The organism is Allorhizobium sp. nf9_anc (assembly GCF_056323085.1).
This window is the reverse complement of the sequence record NZ_CM150481.1, coordinates 3686226-3703308: the sequence shown is the minus strand read 5'-3', so window position 1 is coordinate 3703308 and position 17083 is coordinate 3686226. Positions and strand designations below refer to the sequence as shown.

The window sequence follows — 17083 nt, the reverse complement described above, 5'->3', positions numbered from 1 at the left end:
CGAGGGCCGCGTAGTCTATGTACGAACGCGGCCGTTCACGATCACGCGTGCTCAGCGCTTGGCCCAGAGCACCTTGAAGCGCGCGTTGCGGCAGACTTCGCCATGCTGCTTGAAATGCGCACCCAGCACCGGCTCGTAAGGCAGTCCGCGATTGGCGACCATCAGGAGATCTCCGCCGCCGCGCAACGAATCAGCCGCCGCCTTGATCATGGCAGCGCCGATCGACGGCTCGGCAGCGTGACCCTCGTGGAAAGGCGGGTTCATGATGACGAGATCGTATTTTTCCTTCGGCGGTTCGCTGGCCAAATCCTGCCAGAAGAAACGCGTCGTCAGATCAGGGCAATTCTTCGCCAGATTGCGCTTGGCATGCTCCAGCGCCTCGTGGCTCGCTTCGAACAGGTCGATGCGATTGGTGCGCGGCGCAGCCTCGGCCAGCATCACCGACAGATAGCCCCAGCCTGCGCCAAAATCAGCGGCATTGCCATTGAAGTCGACCGGGAAGCGGCTTGCCAGAAGTTCCGAACCTTCGTCGGCATGCGCATGGGAGAAGAGACCGGAGCGCGTTTCGAACCGTCCCTCGACCGTCACGGATTTCGCAGCAAGCGCTGTAACCAGCGTGGTGGTCTCGGCGGGAACCGTGAACCAGACCGCGACGCCATGATATTTTGGCGTGGACTCGGGCTCGAGCCCCAGACGATCGAGCTGCTTGCGAAGCGGCACGATCCCGTCTTCCTTCGCACCCGCCACAACGACGGTGCCGCCAGCCGTGACGCGCTTCAGCGCCTCGGCGATGCGATCCTCGTTGACGCCCTTGTGCTTGCCGCACAGAACGAGCGCGCCGTCATAGGCCTCGCCCTCGACCGCTGGCAGGGGCTTCAGATGGCTGGCTTCGAGCCGCCGGAACTCGGGGCGGAAATCCTGCACCGCCGTCAGTTCGGCTGCGAAGCCTTCGGGCTTTGCAAATCCGGCTTCCGCGCCGAGGAATAGCCAACGGCTTTCTGCAGCCGGTAGAGCGACAGCCTCGGTAACGAAGGGATGGAAAAGGGTCTTCAGGCTTTCGCGGCTCATGGCTTGGTCTTCTCTCTCGGCGAACAAAAAAGGCGCGGAATTTCTCCCGCGCCTCGGATCGGGTGCGACGTCCGCTTATTCAGCGGCTTCGCCATCCTTCTTCTCGGCAACGATTTCCTTGCCGGTCGTCTGGTCGACGGCCTTCATGGAAAGGCGAACCTTGCCGCGCTCATCGAAGCCCATCAGCTTGACCCAGACCTTGTCGCCTTCCTTGACGACGTCGGAGGTCTTGGCAACGCGCTCGGAAGCGAGCTGCGAGATGTGCACGAGGCCGTCACGCGAACCGAAGAAGTTGACGAAGGCGCCGAAGTCGGCGGTCTTCACAACGGTACCTTCATAGACCACGCCGATTTCCGGCTCGGCCACGATCGAGTGGATCCACTTGCGGGCTGCTTCGATTTCCTTGCCGGAGGCAGAGGCGATCTTCACGGTGCCATCGTCTTCGATGTTGATCTTGGCGCCGGTCTTTTCGACGATTTCGCGGATGACCTTGCCGCCCGAACCGATGACTTCACGGATCTTGTCGACCGGGATGTTCATCACTTCGATGCGCGGTGCGAATTCGCCGAGCTGACCACGGCTCTCCGAAAGGGCGTTCGCCATTTCGTTCAGGATGTGCTTGCGGCCACCCTGTGCCTGGCCGAGTGCGACCTTCATGATCTCTTCGGTGATACCGGCGATCTTGATGTCCATCTGCAGCGAGGTGATGCCGTCGGCAGTACCCGCAACCTTGAAGTCCATGTCGCCGAGGTGGTCTTCGTCACCCAGGATGTCGGAGAGAACCGCAAAGCGCTCGCCTTCCAGGATCAGACCCATGGCGATACCGGCAACCGGCTTGGCCAGCGGAACGCCGGCGTCCATCAGAGCGAGCGAGGTGCCGCAAACGGTAGCCATCGAGGACGAGCCGTTCGACTCGGTGATCTCGGAGACGACGCGCAGCGTGTAAGGGAACTGCTCTGCAGACGGCAGCATCGGGCGGATAGCGCGCCAGGCGAGCTTGCCGTGACCGATTTCGCGGCGGCCCGGGGAACCCATGCGACCGGTTTCACCGACCGAGTAGGGCGGGAAGTTGTAATGCAGAAGGAAACGTTCCTTGTACATGCCGGTCAGCGAGTCGACGTACTGTTCGTCTTCGCCGGTGCCGAGCGTGGCGACAACAATCGCCTGGGTCTCGCCGCGGGTGAAGAGAGCCGAACCGTGGGTGCGCGGCAGGATACCGACTTCCGACACGATCGCACGAACGGTCGACAGGTCGCGGCCGTCGATGCGGCTCTTCGTGTCGAGAATGTTCCAGCGAACGATCTTTGCCTGCAGGTGCTTGAAGACGGCACCGATGACTTCGTTCGAATACTTTGGCTCTGCACCTTCCGGGAAGAAGTGTGCCTTTACCTTCGCCTTGACGGCGTCGACGGCGGTGTAGCGATCAGCCTTCTGGGTGATCTTGTAGGCAGCGCGCAGTTCGGTCTCGGCGATCGAGAGCATTTCGGCTTCGAGAGCGGAATGATCTTCCGGTTCGAATTCGCGGGGCTCCTTGGCAGCCACTTCAGCGAGCTTGATGATCGCGTCGATGACCGGCTGGAAGCCCTTGTGGCCGAACATGACGGCGCCGAGCATGACGTCTTCGTTCAGTTCCTTGGCTTCCGACTCAACCATCAGGACGGCGTCCTGGGTGCCGGCAACGACGAGGTCCAGAACCGATTCGTCCATCTCGTCGAGATGCGGGTTCAGAACGTATTCGCCGTTGATGTAGCCGACGCGGGCGCCACCGACCGGGCCCATGAAGGGTACGCCGGAGAGGGTGAGGGCAGCCGAAGCGGCAACCATCGACAGGACGTCAGGGTCGTTCTCAAGGTCATGCTGGATGACGGTAACGACGACCTGCGTGTCGTTCTTGTAGCCTTCCGGGAAAAGCGGGCGGATCGGACGGTCGATCAGGCGGGAAACCAGCGTTTCCTTTTCCGACGGACGACCTTCGCGCTTGAAATAGCCACCCGGGATCTTGCCGGCGGCATAGGTCTTTTCCTGGTAGTTGACGGTGAGCGGGAAGAAGTCCTGGCCCGGCTTCGGCGACTTGGCCGAAACGACGGTGGCGAGAACAACGGTTTCGCCATAGGTGGCGAGAACGGCGCCGTCGGCCTGGCGGGCGATCTTGCCCGTTTCCAGCTTCAGCGGGCGGCCTGCCCACTCGATCTCAACGCTGTGAACATCAAACATATCTTGTCCTTCATATGCGGACCTTCGTCCTGCCGAATTGGCAGGGGGCGGTCGGTCTGCAATGTGCTGACGCAATCACGGGCAAGACAGTGGGAGGCTTCGGAAACGGCCGCGGCCGGCATATGCATCTTTCGGGATGCGGAAGCGTCCAACAATCCTGCCCCATGACAGGCCATCGGTTGTCGTCGACAGATCCGGCCCATCCGGTCTGTCGTTCGTTCCGGGCGATCGTCGCGCGGAACCGGTCGCGGGTCGTCTGGCCTGACCCGGAAAGGCAACCGGCGGATCTTCGTTTCCGAAGACCCGCCGGGAACTTGTTAGCGACGGATGCCGAGGCTGGTGATGAGCTTCGTGTAACGAGCCTCGTCCTGCTTCTTGACATAGTCGAGAAGCGAACGGCGGGTCGAAACCATGGTCAGAAGGCCACGACGCGAGTGGTTGTCCTTCTTGTGACCCTTGAAGTGTTCCGTCAGGTTGGTGATACGCTCGGTCAGGATTGCGACCTGAACTTCCGGAGAGCCGGTGTCGCCTTCCTTGATTGCGTATTCCTTGATGAGGGCGGCCTTGCGCTCTGCAGTGATCGACATCGTGAATCCTTTCTAGAATAAGGAGAAACAGGTCGCCAAACGCCGGGATGTCGTCCAGCATTGGCCGTGAATGCAGGCACCCGAGGGGCCAGCTGCCGCCGCCTATACTCTATTCCATGAAGAAAGGAAAGAGCAGGCGACGGTAAGGCTCAGGCGAAGACTCGTCGCGGATGGAATTCGCCACCGGCAATCTCGCCGATGGCAATGAGCTTGCCACCGGCAAGTGCCACGGCTTCCGGTTCTGCGACCGGCGCATCGCGCCCGCGCAGGATGATGGGATTGCCCATGCGCAGCCGATGCGCCTGATCATCGGTGATCCTGAGCTGCGGCAGGGCGGAGAGGGCTTCTGCCGTATCGCCGAGGAAAGCATCGAGAGCGGCCAGCCGTTCATCGCGGTCCTCGATGGCTTCGAGCGCCACGAGCTCCGCGAGCGGCACCATCATCTCCTCGGCAAACGGCGCCACGAAGGTGCGGCGGAGCGAGGAGATGTGACCATAGCAGCCGAGATCGCGACCGAAATCACGGGCGAGCGAGCGCACATAGGTTCCCTTGCCGCATTCGACTTCGAAATGGGCCTTGTCGGCTTCGCAGTTGAGCAACGTCAGGCGGTGGACTTCGACCTCGCGCGAGGGGATCTCGACCGTCTCGCCATCGCGCGCCAGATCATAGGCGCGCTCACCGGCAATCTTGATCGCCGAGAACTGCGGCGGGATCTGGTTGATGGTCCCCGTATAGTTCGGCAGCAGGGCCCGAATGTCTTCCTCGGCCGGACGCGTGTCCGAGCTCTGCGTGACCTCTCCCTCGAGGTCATCCGTCGAGCGCTCTTCGCCCCAGGTCACCGTGAATTCGTAGATCTTGCGCCCGTCCATGACGTAAGGAACGGTCTTCGTCGCATCGCCGAGCGCGATCGGCAGCATGCCGGAAGCGAGCGGGTCGAGCGTGCCGGCATGGCCGGCCTTCTGGGCGTTGAACAGCCACTTGATCTTGCCAACCGCCTCGGTCGAGCCGAAATCCACCGGCTTGTCGAGGATGAGCCAACCCGAAATCGGGCGGCCCTTGGGCTTTCTGGGTTTGGACATCTAGGTCTTTTCTCAGTCTTTGTCTTCGTCGGAGCCGAGGTCGCGCTGGACCTCCGGCGAGCGCAGGAGCGCATCGATCTTCTGGTAATTGTCGAAGCTGGTATCGTCGCGGAAACGCACTTCCGGCATGTACTTCATCTGCCGAAGCTGGCCGCCGATCCGTCCGCGAATGAACTTCGCATGCTTGTTGAGGGCCGCGATGACAGCGTCATGGTCGGAAACGCCGAGCGGCGCCACATAGGCGGTCGCCATCTTCAGGTCCGGCGACATCCGCACTTCCGAGACCGAAATCACGGTCTTTTCGATGACATCGTCGTTCACTTCCCCGCGCTGAAGCACCTGGGTGATGGCGGCGCGCACCTGCTCGCCGACGCGCAGCATGCGCTGCGAAGGTGCCGATGAGGTTGGTTTTGTCATGGTTCACTTGCCTTTCGCATGAGGTATCCGGGGCTATCGCCGCTCACATCATGCCGTGAATTGTCGTTCATCCGACGATACGTCGGAGGTCATGATCCCCATAAACAGCGAGCGCCGGAAGATCCGGCGCCCGAAGGGATCGTGGTCGAAACGCCTGAGATCAGAGCGTACGCGTGATGTGTTCCACGCGGAAGCACTCGATCGTGTCGCCGGCGCGGATGTCTTCGTAGTTCTCGAAGGCCATACCGCATTCCTGACCCATCGGAACGTCAGACACTTCGTCCTTGAAGCGCTTGAGCGTCTTGAGCTTGCCTTCGTGGATGACGACATTGTCGCGCAGCAGGCGAACGCCCGCACCACGCTCGACCTTGCCCTCGATAACACGGCAACCTGCCACCTTGCCGGTCTTGGTGATGTTGAACACCTCCAGGATTTCGGCATTGCCAAGGAAGGTTTCGCGACGCTCCGGAGAGAGCAGGCCCGACATCGCTGCCTTCACGTCATCCACCAGATCGTAGATGATGTTGTAGTAGCGGATCTCGATGCCGGCACGCTCGGAAGCGGTACGAGCCTGAGCGTTCGCACGGACGTTGAAGCCGATGATCGCGGCATTGGAGGCTTCGGCGAGCGAGATATCCGATTCCGTGATGGCGCCAGCGCCCGAATGGACGATACGGGCACGCACCTCGTCGGTGCCGAGCTTGTCGAGGGCAGCCACGATGGCTTCGACGGAACCCTGAACATCGCCCTTGATGACCAGCGGGAACTCCTTGAAGCCGGTGTTCTGCAGCTGGCTCATCATCTGTTCCAGCGAACCGCGCTGACCCGACTGGCGGGCAACAGCCTTGTCGCGGGCCAGACGCTGACGATACTCGGAGATCTCGCGAGCGCGGCTTTCGTTCTCGACGACGGCGAACTTGTCACCGGCAGCAGGCGTGCCCGACAGGCCGAGTATCTCGACCGGCATGGCAGGAGCCGCTTCCTTGACGTGCTCACCCTTGTCGTTGACGAGGGCACGAACGCGGCCCCACTGGTCACCGGCAACGATGATCTGACCAGGCTTCAGCGTGCCCTTCTGGACGAGAACGGTTGCCACCGCACCACGACCGCGGTCGAGCTGGGCTTCGATGACAGTACCTTCGGCAGTGCGCGTCGGGTCAGCCTTCAGGTCGAGGATTTCGGCCTGCAGCAGTACCGCTTCGAGCAGCTTGTCGAGATTGAGCTTGTTCTTCGCCGAGACTTCGACGTCGAGTACTTCACCGCCCATGGATTCGACAAACACTTCATGCTGCAGAAGCTGCTGGCGAACCTTGTCCGGGTTTGCCTCATGCTTGTCGATCTTGTTGATCGCCACGATGATCGGAACGCCGGCAGCCTTTGCATGGCTGATGGATTCGATCGTCTGCGGCATCACGCTGTCGTCCGCTGCAACCACGAGGATCGCAATGTCGGTCGCCTGGGCGCCACGGGCACGCATCGCGGTAAACGCGGCGTGGCCGGGGGTGTCGATGAAGGTGATCTTCTGGCCGTTCTGCTCGACCTGGTAAGCACCGATATGCTGGGTAATGCCACCTGCTTCGCCCGATACGACCGAGGTCTTGCGGATGGCGTCGAGCAGCGAGGTCTTGCCGTGGTCGACGTGACCCATGATGGTTACAACCGGCGGACGCGCCACCAGTTCGCCTTCGTCGTCCTTGACGTTGAAGATGCCTTCTTCGACGTCGGATTCCGAAACGCGCTTCACGGTGTGGCCGAATTCGGTTGCGATGAGTTCGGCGAGGTCGGCGTCGATGACGTCGCCCGGCTTCATCATCTGGCCTTCCTTCATCAGGTACTTGATGACGTCGACGGCGCGTTCGGACATGCGCTGCGACAGTTCCTGAATGGTGATGGTTTCCGGCAGGATGACCTCGCGCATGACCTTTTCGCGGGTTTCCTGCATCTGGCTGCGGCGGAACTTCTCCTGCCGGCGGCGCATGGCAGACAGCGAACGGCCGCGTGCCGTGCCGTCGTCCTCGACATTGGCCGTGGTGACGGTCAGCTTGCCACGACGGCGGTCCTCTTCGACCTTCGGACGGGCAGGGACCTTGGGGGCCACGGGCATGGCGACCTTGCCGCGGCCGGGGATCGTCCGCGGAGAGGCACGGCCCTCGTCTTCGTCATTGGTCTTGCGTCCACGCACGAACCCAGGTGCGCCGGGTGCCGGAATGGCCGTACGGACCACGGGGGCAGGCGCGGCAGCCACTGGCGCCACTTCGGGCTCCGCGACAACTTCGGGTTCCGGCTGCGGCTCGGGCTGTGGCTCGGCGGCGCGGCGTGCGGCCTCTTCGGCAGCCAGGCGTGCAGCTTCCTCGGCTTCCACCTTGCGGCGAGCCTCGTCGATCACGCGCTGCTTGGCTTCCTCGACTTCACGAACCTGGGCTTCGGCGAGAGCGCGGCGACGCGCTTCCATCTCGCCGGCCGACAGGTCGTGCAGAACGGCGCCACGCGGACGTTCCTGCTGGCGCGGCGGCTGCGAAGGCTGCTGGCGCTGCGGCTGCTGGGGGCGCTGCGGTTGCTGCGGACGATGCGGCTGCTGTGTCGGTGCCGGGCGTGCAGCTGCAACGGGTGCTGCAACCGGCGTAGGCGCCTGTGTCGGTGCCGGCGTCGGAGCGGCCGCGACCGGTTCTGCACGAACAGGTGTGATCGGTGTAATTGGTGGCTTTTCGTCCAGCGGGCGGGTCGGGCGGCGCTTCACCGTCTCGACGACGACCGACTTCGTACGGCCGCGCCCCATGTCCTGGCGCACGGTACCCTGGCTCATCCCTGAGGGCTTCAAGGTGAGAGTCTTCTTCACGCCGATAGTCTTGTCGTCTTTGTTGTCGGTCATTCCGTTCCCGTTCCTTCGAGCGGGGCCGGATGCCGAGCATCAGGCCTCGCCGTTCACATACTGTCCTAAACCACGGAGGCCGACCTGTGCCGGTGACCGCGTCATTGTGATTTCGGGCCAGCGCCCGATACCTGCGGCGCGCGGCCGCGATAGGTTTCGAGCAGAGTTGCGCGCTTCACTACACCTTCACCTGCCTGCCCTGCAAGCACGCAAGCATGGATAAACGCATTCTGGCCCATCTGCTCTTCCAATTCCGCCCCGGTCAGAAGGTGGAAAGCGGGCACTTCCGCGTCCGCCCCCGTTCCGAGGTGCCAGGCCTTTCGGGCCTGGTCGATCTTTCTCACGCCATCCGCTGCGGCATCCTGCGAATGGAACACCGCAATGGCCTCACCGCTTCGCACCGCCGCCTCGACCTTCGCCGCTCCGGTGACGAACTGGCCGGCCTTCCGTGCCATGTTCATCATGCCGATCAGCTGCGCGACCAGAAGCCGCTCAACCACGGATCCGAGATCCGGATCCGCCTTCACATCTCGTTTCAGGGCCCGGGCGAAGAGCTTCTTCGCCACGGCCTTGTCGACAGCCTCACGGCTGGGGCTGACCCAGCAGCCCCGGCCTGGAAGCGCCCGCTTCAGATCCGGGACAATTGTCCCGTCGGGTGCCGCCACGAAACGCAGGAGCGTTTCCGGCGATCCGCTTTCGCGGGTAACGATGCACATCCGCCCGTTCGCTTCGGAGAGGTCGAAATCATCTTCGACCTCTGTCGCGTCCGGCCTCTCGGCGCTCATCACGCTTCCTGCTCGGCTTCTTCGCCTTCGAGTTCGCCTTCTGCTTCAGCTTCGACCGCGAGGTCTTCCTCGGTGATCCAGCCAGCAGCGAGGCGTGCCTTGACGACCATGGCTTCGGCTTCGGCACGCGAGATGTCGAACTTCGAGAACAGGCCCTCGAACTTCTTCGTCTCGCCGTCCTTGCGTTCGCTCCAGCCGACGAGATCGTCAGCGGCGCAGCCGGCGAAGTCCTCGATCGTCTTGATGCCGTCTTCGCCGAGCGCGACCATCATCTGCGAGGTGATGCCCTCGATCTGGCGCAGTTCGTCGGCAACGCCGAGCTCCTTGCGCTTCGCATCCATCTCGGCTTCGATCTTCTCGAGGTATTCGCGGGCGCGGGTCTGGATTTCCTGCGCCGTGTCTTCGTCGAAGCCATCGATCGAAGCGATTTCGTCGAGATTGACGTAAGCCACTTCCTCGACCTGGGCGAAGCCTTCCGACGCCAGCACCTGGCCGACCATTTCGTCGACGTCGAGCGCATCCATGAACAGGTTGGTGCGTTCGTTGAATTCCTTCTGGCGGCGCTCCGATTCCTCGGCTTCCGTCATGATGTCGATATCCCAGCCGGTCAGCTGCGAGGCCAGACGCACGTTCTGACCGCGACGGCCGATGGCGAGCGACAACTGCTCGTCCGGAACCACGACTTCGATGCGTTCTGCATCTTCGTCGAGAACGACCTTGGCGACTTCAGCCGGCTGCAGGGCGTTGACGATGAAGGAAGCCGGATCCTGGCTCCACGGGATGATGTCGATCTTTTCGCCCTGAAGCTCGCCAACAACGGCCTGAACGCGGCTACCGCGCATACCGACGCAGGCGCCGACCGGATCGATCGACGAATCGTTCGAGATAACAGCGATCTTGGCGCGCGAACCCGGGTCACGGGCAACCGACTTGATCTGGATGATGCCGTCGTAGATTTCAGGCACTTCCATGGTGAAGAGCTTCACCATGAACTGCGGATGGGTACGCGACAGGAAGATCTGCGGGCCGCGCTGTTCGCGGCGCACGTCGTAGACATAGGCGCGCACACGGTCACCGTAACGGAAGGCTTCGCGCGGGATCATCTCGTCACGACGGATGATGCCTTCGCCACGGCCGAGATCGACGATCACGTTGCCGTATTCGACGCGCTTGACGGTGCCGTTGACGATCTCGCCAACGCGGTCCTTGAATTCGTCGAACTGACGGTCACGCTCGGCTTCGCGCACCTTCTGCACGATGACCTGCTTGGCCGACTGGGCGGCGATACGGCCGAAGTCCATCGGCGGCAGCGGATCGGCGATGAAGTCGCCGAGCTTGGCGTCGACATTGCGGTCGCGAGCGAGTTCGAGCGCGATCTGCGTCGCGTAGTCTTCGACCTTCTCGACCACTTCCAGAAGACGCTGCAGACGGATCTCGCCGGTCTTGGAATTGATGTCGGCGCGGATGTTGGTTTCGCTGCCGTAGCGCGACCGGGCAGCCTTCTGGATCGCGTCGGCCATGGCGGCGAGCACGATTTCGCGGTCGATCACCTTTTCACGGGCGACGGCATCTGCGATCTGCAAGAGCTCGAGCCTGTTAGCACTGACTGCCATTGTCTTAGGTCTCCGTCTTCACGCCCGGGCATCGGCCTCGGGCTATAGGTCAAACGTTATTCTTCGCTGTCGTCTTCGTCGTTCTGGTTCGCGGCCTGCGCCTTGGCGAGCTTGTCGGCTCGGAGCGCGTCACGGATCAGATCGTCCGTCAGAATGAGCTTTGCCTCGGCAAGCGTATTGAAGGGGATAACCACCTTCGGCTCTTCGCCATAGGCCACTTGGTCACGCTCCAGGGTAAACCCGTCCTGGTTCACGTCGGTGATCTTGCCGCGGAAGCGCTTGCGGTTGTCGACCAGGATCGACGTCTCGCACTTCACGATATGGCCTTGCCAGCGGCTGAAATCCGACTTGCGCACCATGGGCCGGTCGATGCCCGGCGACGACACTTCCAGGTGATAGGCCTTGTCGACCGGATCCTCGACGTCGAGAACCGGCGATACGGCCATCGATACGGCTTCGCAACCTTCGACATCCATTGTGCCGTCGGTGCGTTCTGCCATGATCTGCAGCGTCATTCCGTTCTGGTTCATCATACGCACGCGAACCAGCTTGAAATCCATCGCGACGAGCACGGGCTCGATAATGTCTGCGATACGACGGTCAAGGCCCGTCTCAGTGATGATCCGTGCTTCGCCGAGTTCCGGCTTCGGCATGTCTTCGGACAATCGTTTTACTCCCGATTGGCTGCGATCGCCAATAAAAAAGAGCGGGTCCTTCCGGGCCCACCCTTCATCTGTCGATCAAGAATTTGAAGCTCATATACGCGAGCGCCCCAACTTTTGCAAGCTTTTCGGTAAGGGGTGAAAACAAACTTGCCATTCATGCGTTGCGCAAGGCAAGCTCGTGCTCACCACGGTTGTCTCTCGACATCGCCGCGGCCAGAAAAGTTCAAGACATGTCCACATCAGAACGCCGTTCCCCGCTTCTACCGCTCCGCAATGAAGCCTATCGCCGGATCTGGCTCGCCAGCATTTCGTCCAATCTGGGTGGCCTGATCCAGGGCGTCGGTGCCGCCTGGATGATGGCATCGATCTCCACCTCCGAGAACATGGTGGCGCTCGTCCAGGCATCAAACACCGGCCCGATCATGCTGCTCTCCCTGATCGCTGGAGCCATCGCCGACAGCTTCGATCGCCGTCGCGTCATGATCGCGGCGCAGCTCTTCATGATCGTGGTCTCGGCGCTCCTGACACTGTTTGCCCTGCTCGATCTGATTACCCCCTGGGCGCTGCTGGCCTTCACCTTCCTGATCGGCTGCGGCACCGCGCTCAATAATCCGTCCTGGCAGGCCTCGGTCGGCGACATCGTCCCGCGCGCCGATCTGCCGGCCGCTGTCTCGCTCAACAGCATGGGCTTCAACATCACCCGCAGCGTCGGCCCGGCGATCGGCGGTGCGATCGTCGCCGCCGCAGGGGCTGCTGCCGCCTTCGCGGTCAACACGCTCTCCTACTTTGCCATAACCTACGCGCTCTTCCGCTGGCGTCCGGATATTCCGAAGAGCCCGCTCCCGCGGGAGCATCTGGGCTCGGCCATCGCAGCAGGCCTGCGCTACGTCGCGATGTCACCCAATCTCGGCAAGGTTCTCTTCCGCGGCTTCGTCTTCGGTCTGACGGCAACTGCCATTCTTTCGCTCCTGCCGATCGTCGCCCGTGACCAGCTTGCGGGCGGACCGCTAACCTTCGGTGGCCTGCTCGGCGCCTTCGGGCTTGGCGCCATCTTTGGCGCCTTTTCCAACCAGCGCGCCCGCGAACTCCTATCTAGCGAGGACATCGTCCGCGCAGCCTTTGCCGGCTTTGCCGTGGCAGCCGGCGTGACCGGCATCAGCACCTCGGTCTGGATCACGGCGCTGGCCCTGATGGTTGCCGGCGCCTGCTGGGTCCTGGCACTGTCGCTCTTCAACACGGTCGTCCAGCTCTCTGCTCCCCGCTGGGTCGTGGGGCGCGCGCTCTCGCTTTACCAGACAGCCACCTTCGGCGGCATGGCCACAGGCAGCTGGCTCTGGGGCAGCGTGGCCGAGAACTATGGCTCCGACCATGCGCTGGTCGCCTCAAGCCTTTTGATGATGGTCGGCGTCTTCATCGGCTTCTTTCTGCCCATGCCGGCCTTTGCCACCCTCGATCTCGATCCGCTCAACCGCTTCAACGAGCCGGCGCTAAAGCTCGACATCCGCCCGCGCAGTGGCCCGATCGTCATTCATATTGATTTCGAGATCACCGACGAAGACGTTCCCGAATTCTTGAGGATCATGGTCGAGCGCCGCCGCATTCGCCTGCGTGACGGCGCACGCAACTGGACGCTGATGCGCGACCTGGAGAACCCTGACATCTGGACGGAAACCTATCATGTGCCGACCTGGGTGGACTATGTCCGCCACAACCAGCGCCGCACCAAGGCCGATGCCGAGATTACCGACCGTTTGCTGGAACTGCATCGCGGCGACCGGCCGCCCAAGGTTCACCGGATGATCGAACGTCAGGCAATCCCGCCGGCGGATGACGTCTTCCACCAGTCGCATATCGATCACCACTGATGGCGGGTATCAGCGCAGCTTGGCCTTGAGGTCTGCACTCGGATAGCAGGTCGGTTTCATCCCGTTCTTCGCCTGCCATTCGCCAAGCGACCGCCGCGTCTTGAAGCCGGGCAGGCCATCCACCTTGCCGACATCATAGCCTTGCGCCACCAGCGCCTGCTGCATGGCAAGCACGTCCGAGCGCAGCATCTTGCCGACATCGCCCCAGGAGGCCTTGAAGGCCCCGCCACCGCTCGCGATCCGGTCGGCAAGATTGCCGATGAAAAGCGCGTAGAGGTCGGAATTGTTATACTCCTTGAGCACATAGAAGTTCGGCGTCACCAGGAATTCCGGACCATAGGTGCCGGCTGGAACCAGCATCATCGCCGGCTGCGAGGCCTCCGACGATGGGAAGGCCCGACCTGAAATCCGGGTCAGCCCGCCGCTCGCCCAGGCAGACACCGACTTGGCTCTGTCAGGCCCTTCCTGCGCGCAGGACACGCCGTCGGGAATGGTGATCTCGTAGCCCCAGTCGCGGCCTCTCTGCCAGCCGCTCTTCACCAGATAGTTGGCGATGGACGCCAGCGTATCCGGCACCGAGTTCCAGATGTCGCGCTTGCCATCGCCGTCGAAATCGACGGCATATTTGAGGTAGCTTCCCGGCATGAACTGCGGTTGCCCGAGCGCCCCAGCCCAGGAGCCCATCAGCATGTTGGCGCTCACGTCCCCGCTTTCGACGATATGCAGCGCCGAAATAAGCTCCTGCTGAAACATCGGCTTCCGGGTCGACATGAAGGCCTTGGTCGCCAGCACGTCGATCGCCGAATGCGGCAGCTTCGCCCGCCCATAGCCAGATTCGCGTCCCCAGATGGCTACGATGACAGAACCCGGAACGCCATAGGTCGCCTCGACCTTGCGCAGCGTCGACGCATGCTGGCTCGCAAGGGTCCGGCCTGTGGCGGCCAGTCCCTGCAGGCGCTTCTCGTTGAAATAGGAGGCCGGCGAGCTGAACTCCGCCTGGCTCTGCGTCCGCTCCTTCGGCGGCTCCGTGCCCGGCGGCACGAGATCAGGCAGATCCCAGTTCAGCTTTACGCCCTGAAGCGTCCGATCAAAGATCTCCTTGCTGATCCCGCCGTCCTGCGCGGCACGCCATAGATCGCTGGCGATCCATTGCCGGAATTGCGCTTCGACGGCGCTCCGGGAAGCGGCTGCGGACGGCGTGGCAAAACTCCCTGCCAAAAGCAGCGAAACAGTCGTCATCAGCCAGCGGAGTCGCTTGCGGGTTCGTGCCATCGGTTCTTCCTCGCGGTCAGATCGTGGTCCGGGCCCTGATCGCCGCAGACAGTGTTCCCTCGTCCAGATAATCCAGTTCGCCCCCAACGGGCACGCCATGAGCAAGCCGCGTGATCTTCACGTCGAGCCCCGTCAGGTGGTCGGTTATATAGTGTGCTGTGGTCTGCCCCTCGACGGTGGCATTGACCGCGATGATGATCTCGCGGATCCCGCCCTTCGCCACCCGGTCGATCAGCCCCTTGATGTTGAGATCATCGGGCCCGATCCCGTCGAGTGGTGATAAAGTGCCTCCCAGCACATGATAGGCGGCATTCATCGCGGCCGCGCGTTCCAGTGCCCAGAGATCGGATACGTCTTCAACGACGATGATCACCGTCTGGTCCCGAGCGACGTCAGTGCAGACGGTGCAGGGATCGACGGTGTCGACATTGCCGCAGCAGGAGCAGATCTTCACCTTGTCATAGGCCTCGCCCATCGCGTGGCCGAGCGGGCCAAGGAGCTGGTCTTTCTTCTTGATCAGATGCAGCGCCGCACGCCGCGCCGAGCGCGGTCCAAGCCCGGGCACTTTCGCCAGAAGCTGGATGAGTTTCTCGATTTCGGGGCCGGTGACTCGTTTTGCCATGGCGGCGTTTCTAGCCCATATAGTCGGGAAACGGAATCGCCGAAGGGATGCCCGACATGAAAATCCTCGCCGTCTGCCTTGGTCGACCCGAGATCCTCCCCGGCAAGAAATACAAGACCGGCATCAACAAGCTCGCCATCCAGGGGCCGATCATGGTCGATGCCGAAGGCCTCGTCGGCGACGCGATCCTCAACCGCAAGCACCACGGCGGCGTCGATCAGGCCGTCTATATCGAGGGGTCCATCGACCTCGCCTGGTGGCAGGCCGAACTCGGTCGCGATCTGCCCTATGGCACCTTCGGTGAGAACCTTGTGATCGAGGGGATTGAGAGCGCCATGTTGGCGGCCGGCGACAGGCTGGCCATCGGCGAGGTGCTTCTCGAAGTCACCTCCGCCCGCATGCCCTGCGCCACCTTCGCCGCCAAGATGGACGATCCGACCATCGTCAAGCGCTATACGAAAGCCGCCCGTCCGGGCGCCTATGCTCGGGTGCTTCAGGGTGGCATGGTCGAAGCCGGCCAAGCCGTCGAATTCACGCCCTGGAGTGGCGATCGCGTCACCATGCGGGAAATGATGGCGACCTTCGGCCGCAGACTGAGCGAGACCGATCGTGCCCGTTATCTCGCCGCACCCGTCCACTACAAGGTCAGGGATACGATCCGAGCCGGGGAGATGTGAGCCTCCGCCGAAGGTCTTAGTCTCCGAGGCTTTACCCCCATCGAACGTCTCGCCATCATGCCGCCCGCTTGGAGGAGTGATGGACCCGAGGAGAATAGAGCTGACCGCGGCCGATGGCGTGCGGCTGATCGGTCATTGGTGGCCGGCAGCGGAGGCGTCGCCATCCGCCACCGTTGTCATCAACCCGGCTACCGGCGTCCACGCCCGTTATTACCACCGATACGCTGCCTATCTCGCGGCCAACGGTTTCTCTGTCCTGACCTATGACTATCGCGGCATCGGGCTGTCCCGTCCCGAAAGCCTCAAGGGCTCAACCTTCACTTGGCGCCAGTGGGGCGAGCAGGATTTCGACGCGGCCCTACGCCACGCCTTGCAGGATGATGATACCGGACGCGTGCTCGTCGTCGGCCACAGCATCGGCGGTTTCCTGCCGGGCTATTCGCCTGCGGTCGGACGCATCTCGGCCATGCTCTCGGTCGGCGGCCAATACGGCTATTGGGGGGACTATCTGCCGGCGCGGCGCCTGCCGCTATTCCTCAAATGGCATGTCGCGATGCCCGCGATCACGCTTGCACTCGGGCACTTTCCCGGAAAGCGTCTCGGCTGGCTGGAGGATCTGCCGAAAGGCGTTGCCTATGGCTGGGGGCTGCAGCAGGGCAGGGCCGAGCAGGGCCTGTCACAGGAAGCCGCTGAAGTCATGTGCGACCGTTTCGCGACCGCAACCGGCCCGATCCTCAGCGTCACCATGTCGGATGATGAATTCGCCACCCCGAAGGCGATCAGCCGCGCCATGCGCTACTACCGTCGCTCGCCGGTGACCAAGGTGCTGCTTGCACCCGAGGACCTCGGCTTTGCCAGGGTCGGCCACTTTGATCTCTTCCACGCCCGCCATCAGGATGGCTTCTGGCGCCAGAGCCTCACGTTTCTGCGCGACGGGGAAAATCCGTGGGGTAATCGGGTCTATCCCTGACGGACCCGATCAGCCGTGCTGATCAGAACGGGAACTTCATGCCCGGCGGCAGCGGGATGCCGGCCGTCAGCGCCGCCATCTTTTCCTGCGCCTGGGCTTCGCCCTTGTCCTTGGCGTCCTTGTGGGCAGCCACGATCAGGTCTTCGAGGATCTCGACTTCGTCTTCCTTGAAGAGCGACGGGTCGATCTTGATGCTGCGCATCTCGCCCTTGCCGGTCAGGACGACGGTCACCAGGCCGCCGCCAGACTTGCCTTCGATTTCGAGTGCAGCAATCTCTTCCTGCATCTTCTCCATCTTGGACTGCATTTCCTTGACCTTGCCCATCATGCCCATGATGTCGCGCATCGTCATCTCCTTGGATTGTTGTCGTGTTTTGCGA

The 17083-nt window shown here is 62.5% G+C and carries 15 protein-coding genes; 3 read left to right on the top strand and 12 right to left on the bottom strand.

The window, feature by feature from the left end; all coding sequences use genetic code 11:
* Window positions 1-51 precede the first annotated feature (51 nt).
* The 9 genes from AC02Y0_RS18125 to rimP all read right to left on the bottom strand — a co-directional run bounded on the left by AC02Y0_RS18125 (window position 52) and on the right by rimP (window position 11285).
* Complete coding sequence (locus AC02Y0_RS18125; protein WP_476380226.1) at window positions 52-1068, bottom strand: class I SAM-dependent methyltransferase; 1017 nt, start codon at window positions 1066-1068, stop codon at window positions 52-54.
* Window positions 1069-1143: 75 nt separating this feature from the next.
* The gene (pnp, locus tag AC02Y0_RS18120; protein WP_476380225.1) at window positions 1144-3282 is read right to left on the bottom strand and encodes a polyribonucleotide nucleotidyltransferase; all 2139 of its coding nucleotides are present in this window, start codon (window positions 3280-3282) and stop codon (window positions 1144-1146) included.
* A gap of 317 nt (window positions 3283-3599) precedes the next feature.
* On the bottom strand, window positions 3600-3869 hold the full coding sequence (gene rpsO, locus AC02Y0_RS18115; protein ID WP_102020548.1) for a 30S ribosomal protein S15: 270 nt from the start codon (window positions 3867-3869) through the stop codon (window positions 3600-3602).
* Window positions 3870-4018: 149 nt separating this feature from the next.
* Window positions 4019-4948: a tRNA pseudouridine(55) synthase TruB gene (gene truB, locus AC02Y0_RS18110; RefSeq protein WP_476380223.1), complete on the bottom strand. Its 930-nt coding sequence runs from the start codon at window positions 4946-4948 to the stop codon at window positions 4019-4021.
* A 12-nt stretch (window positions 4949-4960) separates the two neighbouring features.
* On the bottom strand, window positions 4961-5365 hold the full coding sequence (gene rbfA, locus AC02Y0_RS18105) for a 30S ribosome-binding factor RbfA (protein WP_102020550.1): 405 nt from the start codon (window positions 5363-5365) through the stop codon (window positions 4961-4963).
* Window positions 5366-5525: 160 nt separating this feature from the next.
* Complete coding sequence (gene infB, locus AC02Y0_RS18100; protein WP_476380220.1) at window positions 5526-8234, bottom strand: translation initiation factor IF-2; 2709 nt, start codon at window positions 8232-8234, stop codon at window positions 5526-5528.
* Window positions 8235-8335: 101 nt separating this feature from the next.
* Entirely contained in the window at window positions 8336-9022 is a 687-nt protein-coding gene (locus tag AC02Y0_RS18095; RefSeq protein ID WP_476380218.1) for an RNA-binding protein, read from the bottom strand.
* Window positions 9019-10632 (bottom strand): transcription termination factor NusA, encoded by a 1614-nt coding sequence (nusA, locus tag AC02Y0_RS18090; RefSeq protein ID WP_476380216.1) that lies wholly within the window; start codon window positions 10630-10632, stop codon window positions 9019-9021. Before nusA ends, AC02Y0_RS18095 begins: the two co-directional genes overlap by 4 nt.
* 56 nt (window positions 10633-10688) lie before the next feature.
* The gene (gene rimP, locus AC02Y0_RS18085) at window positions 10689-11285 is read right to left on the bottom strand and encodes a ribosome maturation factor RimP (RefSeq protein ID WP_476384078.1); all 597 of its coding nucleotides are present in this window, start codon (window positions 11283-11285) and stop codon (window positions 10689-10691) included.
* A 242-nt stretch (window positions 11286-11527) separates the two neighbouring features.
* Between rimP and AC02Y0_RS18080 the strand changes: the two genes are divergently transcribed.
* Window positions 11528-13162 (top strand): MFS transporter, encoded by a 1635-nt coding sequence (locus AC02Y0_RS18080; protein ID WP_476380214.1) that lies wholly within the window; start codon window positions 11528-11530, stop codon window positions 13160-13162.
* A gap of 9 nt (window positions 13163-13171) precedes the next feature.
* On the opposite strand, the gene AC02Y0_RS18075 is transcribed toward AC02Y0_RS18080, so the two are convergent.
* On the bottom strand, window positions 13172-14404 hold the full coding sequence (locus AC02Y0_RS18075) for a lytic murein transglycosylase (RefSeq protein WP_476384077.1): 1233 nt from the start codon (window positions 14402-14404) through the stop codon (window positions 13172-13174).
* A gap of 46 nt (window positions 14405-14450) precedes the next feature.
* Window positions 14451-15056, bottom strand: a complete 606-nt coding sequence (gene recR / locus AC02Y0_RS18070) for a recombination mediator RecR (protein ID WP_476380212.1) — start codon at window positions 15054-15056, stop codon at window positions 14451-14453.
* Between the two features lie 56 nt (window positions 15057-15112).
* On the opposite strand from recR, the gene AC02Y0_RS18065 reads away from it, so the two are divergent.
* Complete coding sequence (locus AC02Y0_RS18065; RefSeq protein ID WP_476380210.1) at window positions 15113-15733, top strand: MOSC domain-containing protein; 621 nt, start codon at window positions 15113-15115, stop codon at window positions 15731-15733.
* 79 nt (window positions 15734-15812) lie between these two features.
* Window positions 15813-16703 carry an alpha/beta hydrolase family protein gene (locus tag AC02Y0_RS18060; RefSeq protein WP_476380208.1) on the top strand — a complete coding sequence of 297 codons (891 nt, stop codon included), beginning with the start codon at window positions 15813-15815 and terminating at the stop codon, window positions 16701-16703.
* 22 nt (window positions 16704-16725) lie between these two features.
* Here AC02Y0_RS18060 and AC02Y0_RS18055 read toward each other — a convergent pair whose 3' ends face one another.
* Complete coding sequence (locus AC02Y0_RS18055) at window positions 16726-17049, bottom strand: YbaB/EbfC family nucleoid-associated protein (RefSeq protein WP_102020558.1); 324 nt, start codon at window positions 17047-17049, stop codon at window positions 16726-16728.
* Window positions 17050-17083: the final 34 nt, after the last annotated feature.

Excerpts from the sequence above, each read along its gene's own strand:
- AC02Y0_RS18055 (WP_102020558.1), bottom strand. The coding sequence starts at position 17,049 with ATGCGCGACATCATGGGCATGATGGGCAAGGTCAAGGAAATGCAGTCC.
- AC02Y0_RS18065 (WP_476380210.1), top strand. The coding sequence starts at position 15,113 with ATGAAAATCCTCGCCGTCTGCCTTGGTCGACCCGAGATCCTCCCCGGC.
- AC02Y0_RS18080 (WP_476380214.1), top strand. The coding sequence starts at position 11,528 with ATGTCCACATCAGAACGCCGTTCCCCGCTTCTACCGCTCCGCAATGAA.
- AC02Y0_RS18125 (WP_476380226.1), bottom strand. The coding sequence starts at position 1,068 with ATGAGCCGCGAAAGCCTGAAGACCCTTTTCCATCCCTTCGTTACCGAG.
- rimP (WP_476384078.1), bottom strand. The coding sequence starts at position 11,285 with ATGCCGAAGCCGGAACTCGGCGAAGCACGGATCATCACTGAGACGGGC.
- rbfA (WP_102020550.1), bottom strand. The coding sequence starts at position 5,365 with ATGACAAAACCAACCTCATCGGCACCTTCGCAGCGCATGCTGCGCGTC.
- nusA (WP_476380216.1), bottom strand. The coding sequence starts at position 10,632 with ATGGCAGTCAGTGCTAACAGGCTCGAGCTCTTGCAGATCGCAGATGCC.
- infB (WP_476380220.1), bottom strand. The coding sequence starts at position 8,234 with ATGACCGACAACAAAGACGACAAGACTATCGGCGTGAAGAAGACTCTC.
- truB (WP_476380223.1), bottom strand. The coding sequence starts at position 4,948 with ATGTCCAAACCCAGAAAGCCCAAGGGCCGCCCGATTTCGGGTTGGCTC.
- rpsO (WP_102020548.1), bottom strand. The coding sequence starts at position 3,869 with ATGTCGATCACTGCAGAGCGCAAGGCCGCCCTCATCAAGGAATACGCA.
- AC02Y0_RS18060 (WP_476380208.1), top strand. The coding sequence starts at position 15,813 with ATGGACCCGAGGAGAATAGAGCTGACCGCGGCCGATGGCGTGCGGCTG.
- pnp (WP_476380225.1), bottom strand. The coding sequence starts at position 3,282 with ATGTTTGATGTTCACAGCGTTGAGATCGAGTGGGCAGGCCGCCCGCTG.
- recR (WP_476380212.1), bottom strand. The coding sequence starts at position 15,056 with ATGGCAAAACGAGTCACCGGCCCCGAAATCGAGAAACTCATCCAGCTT.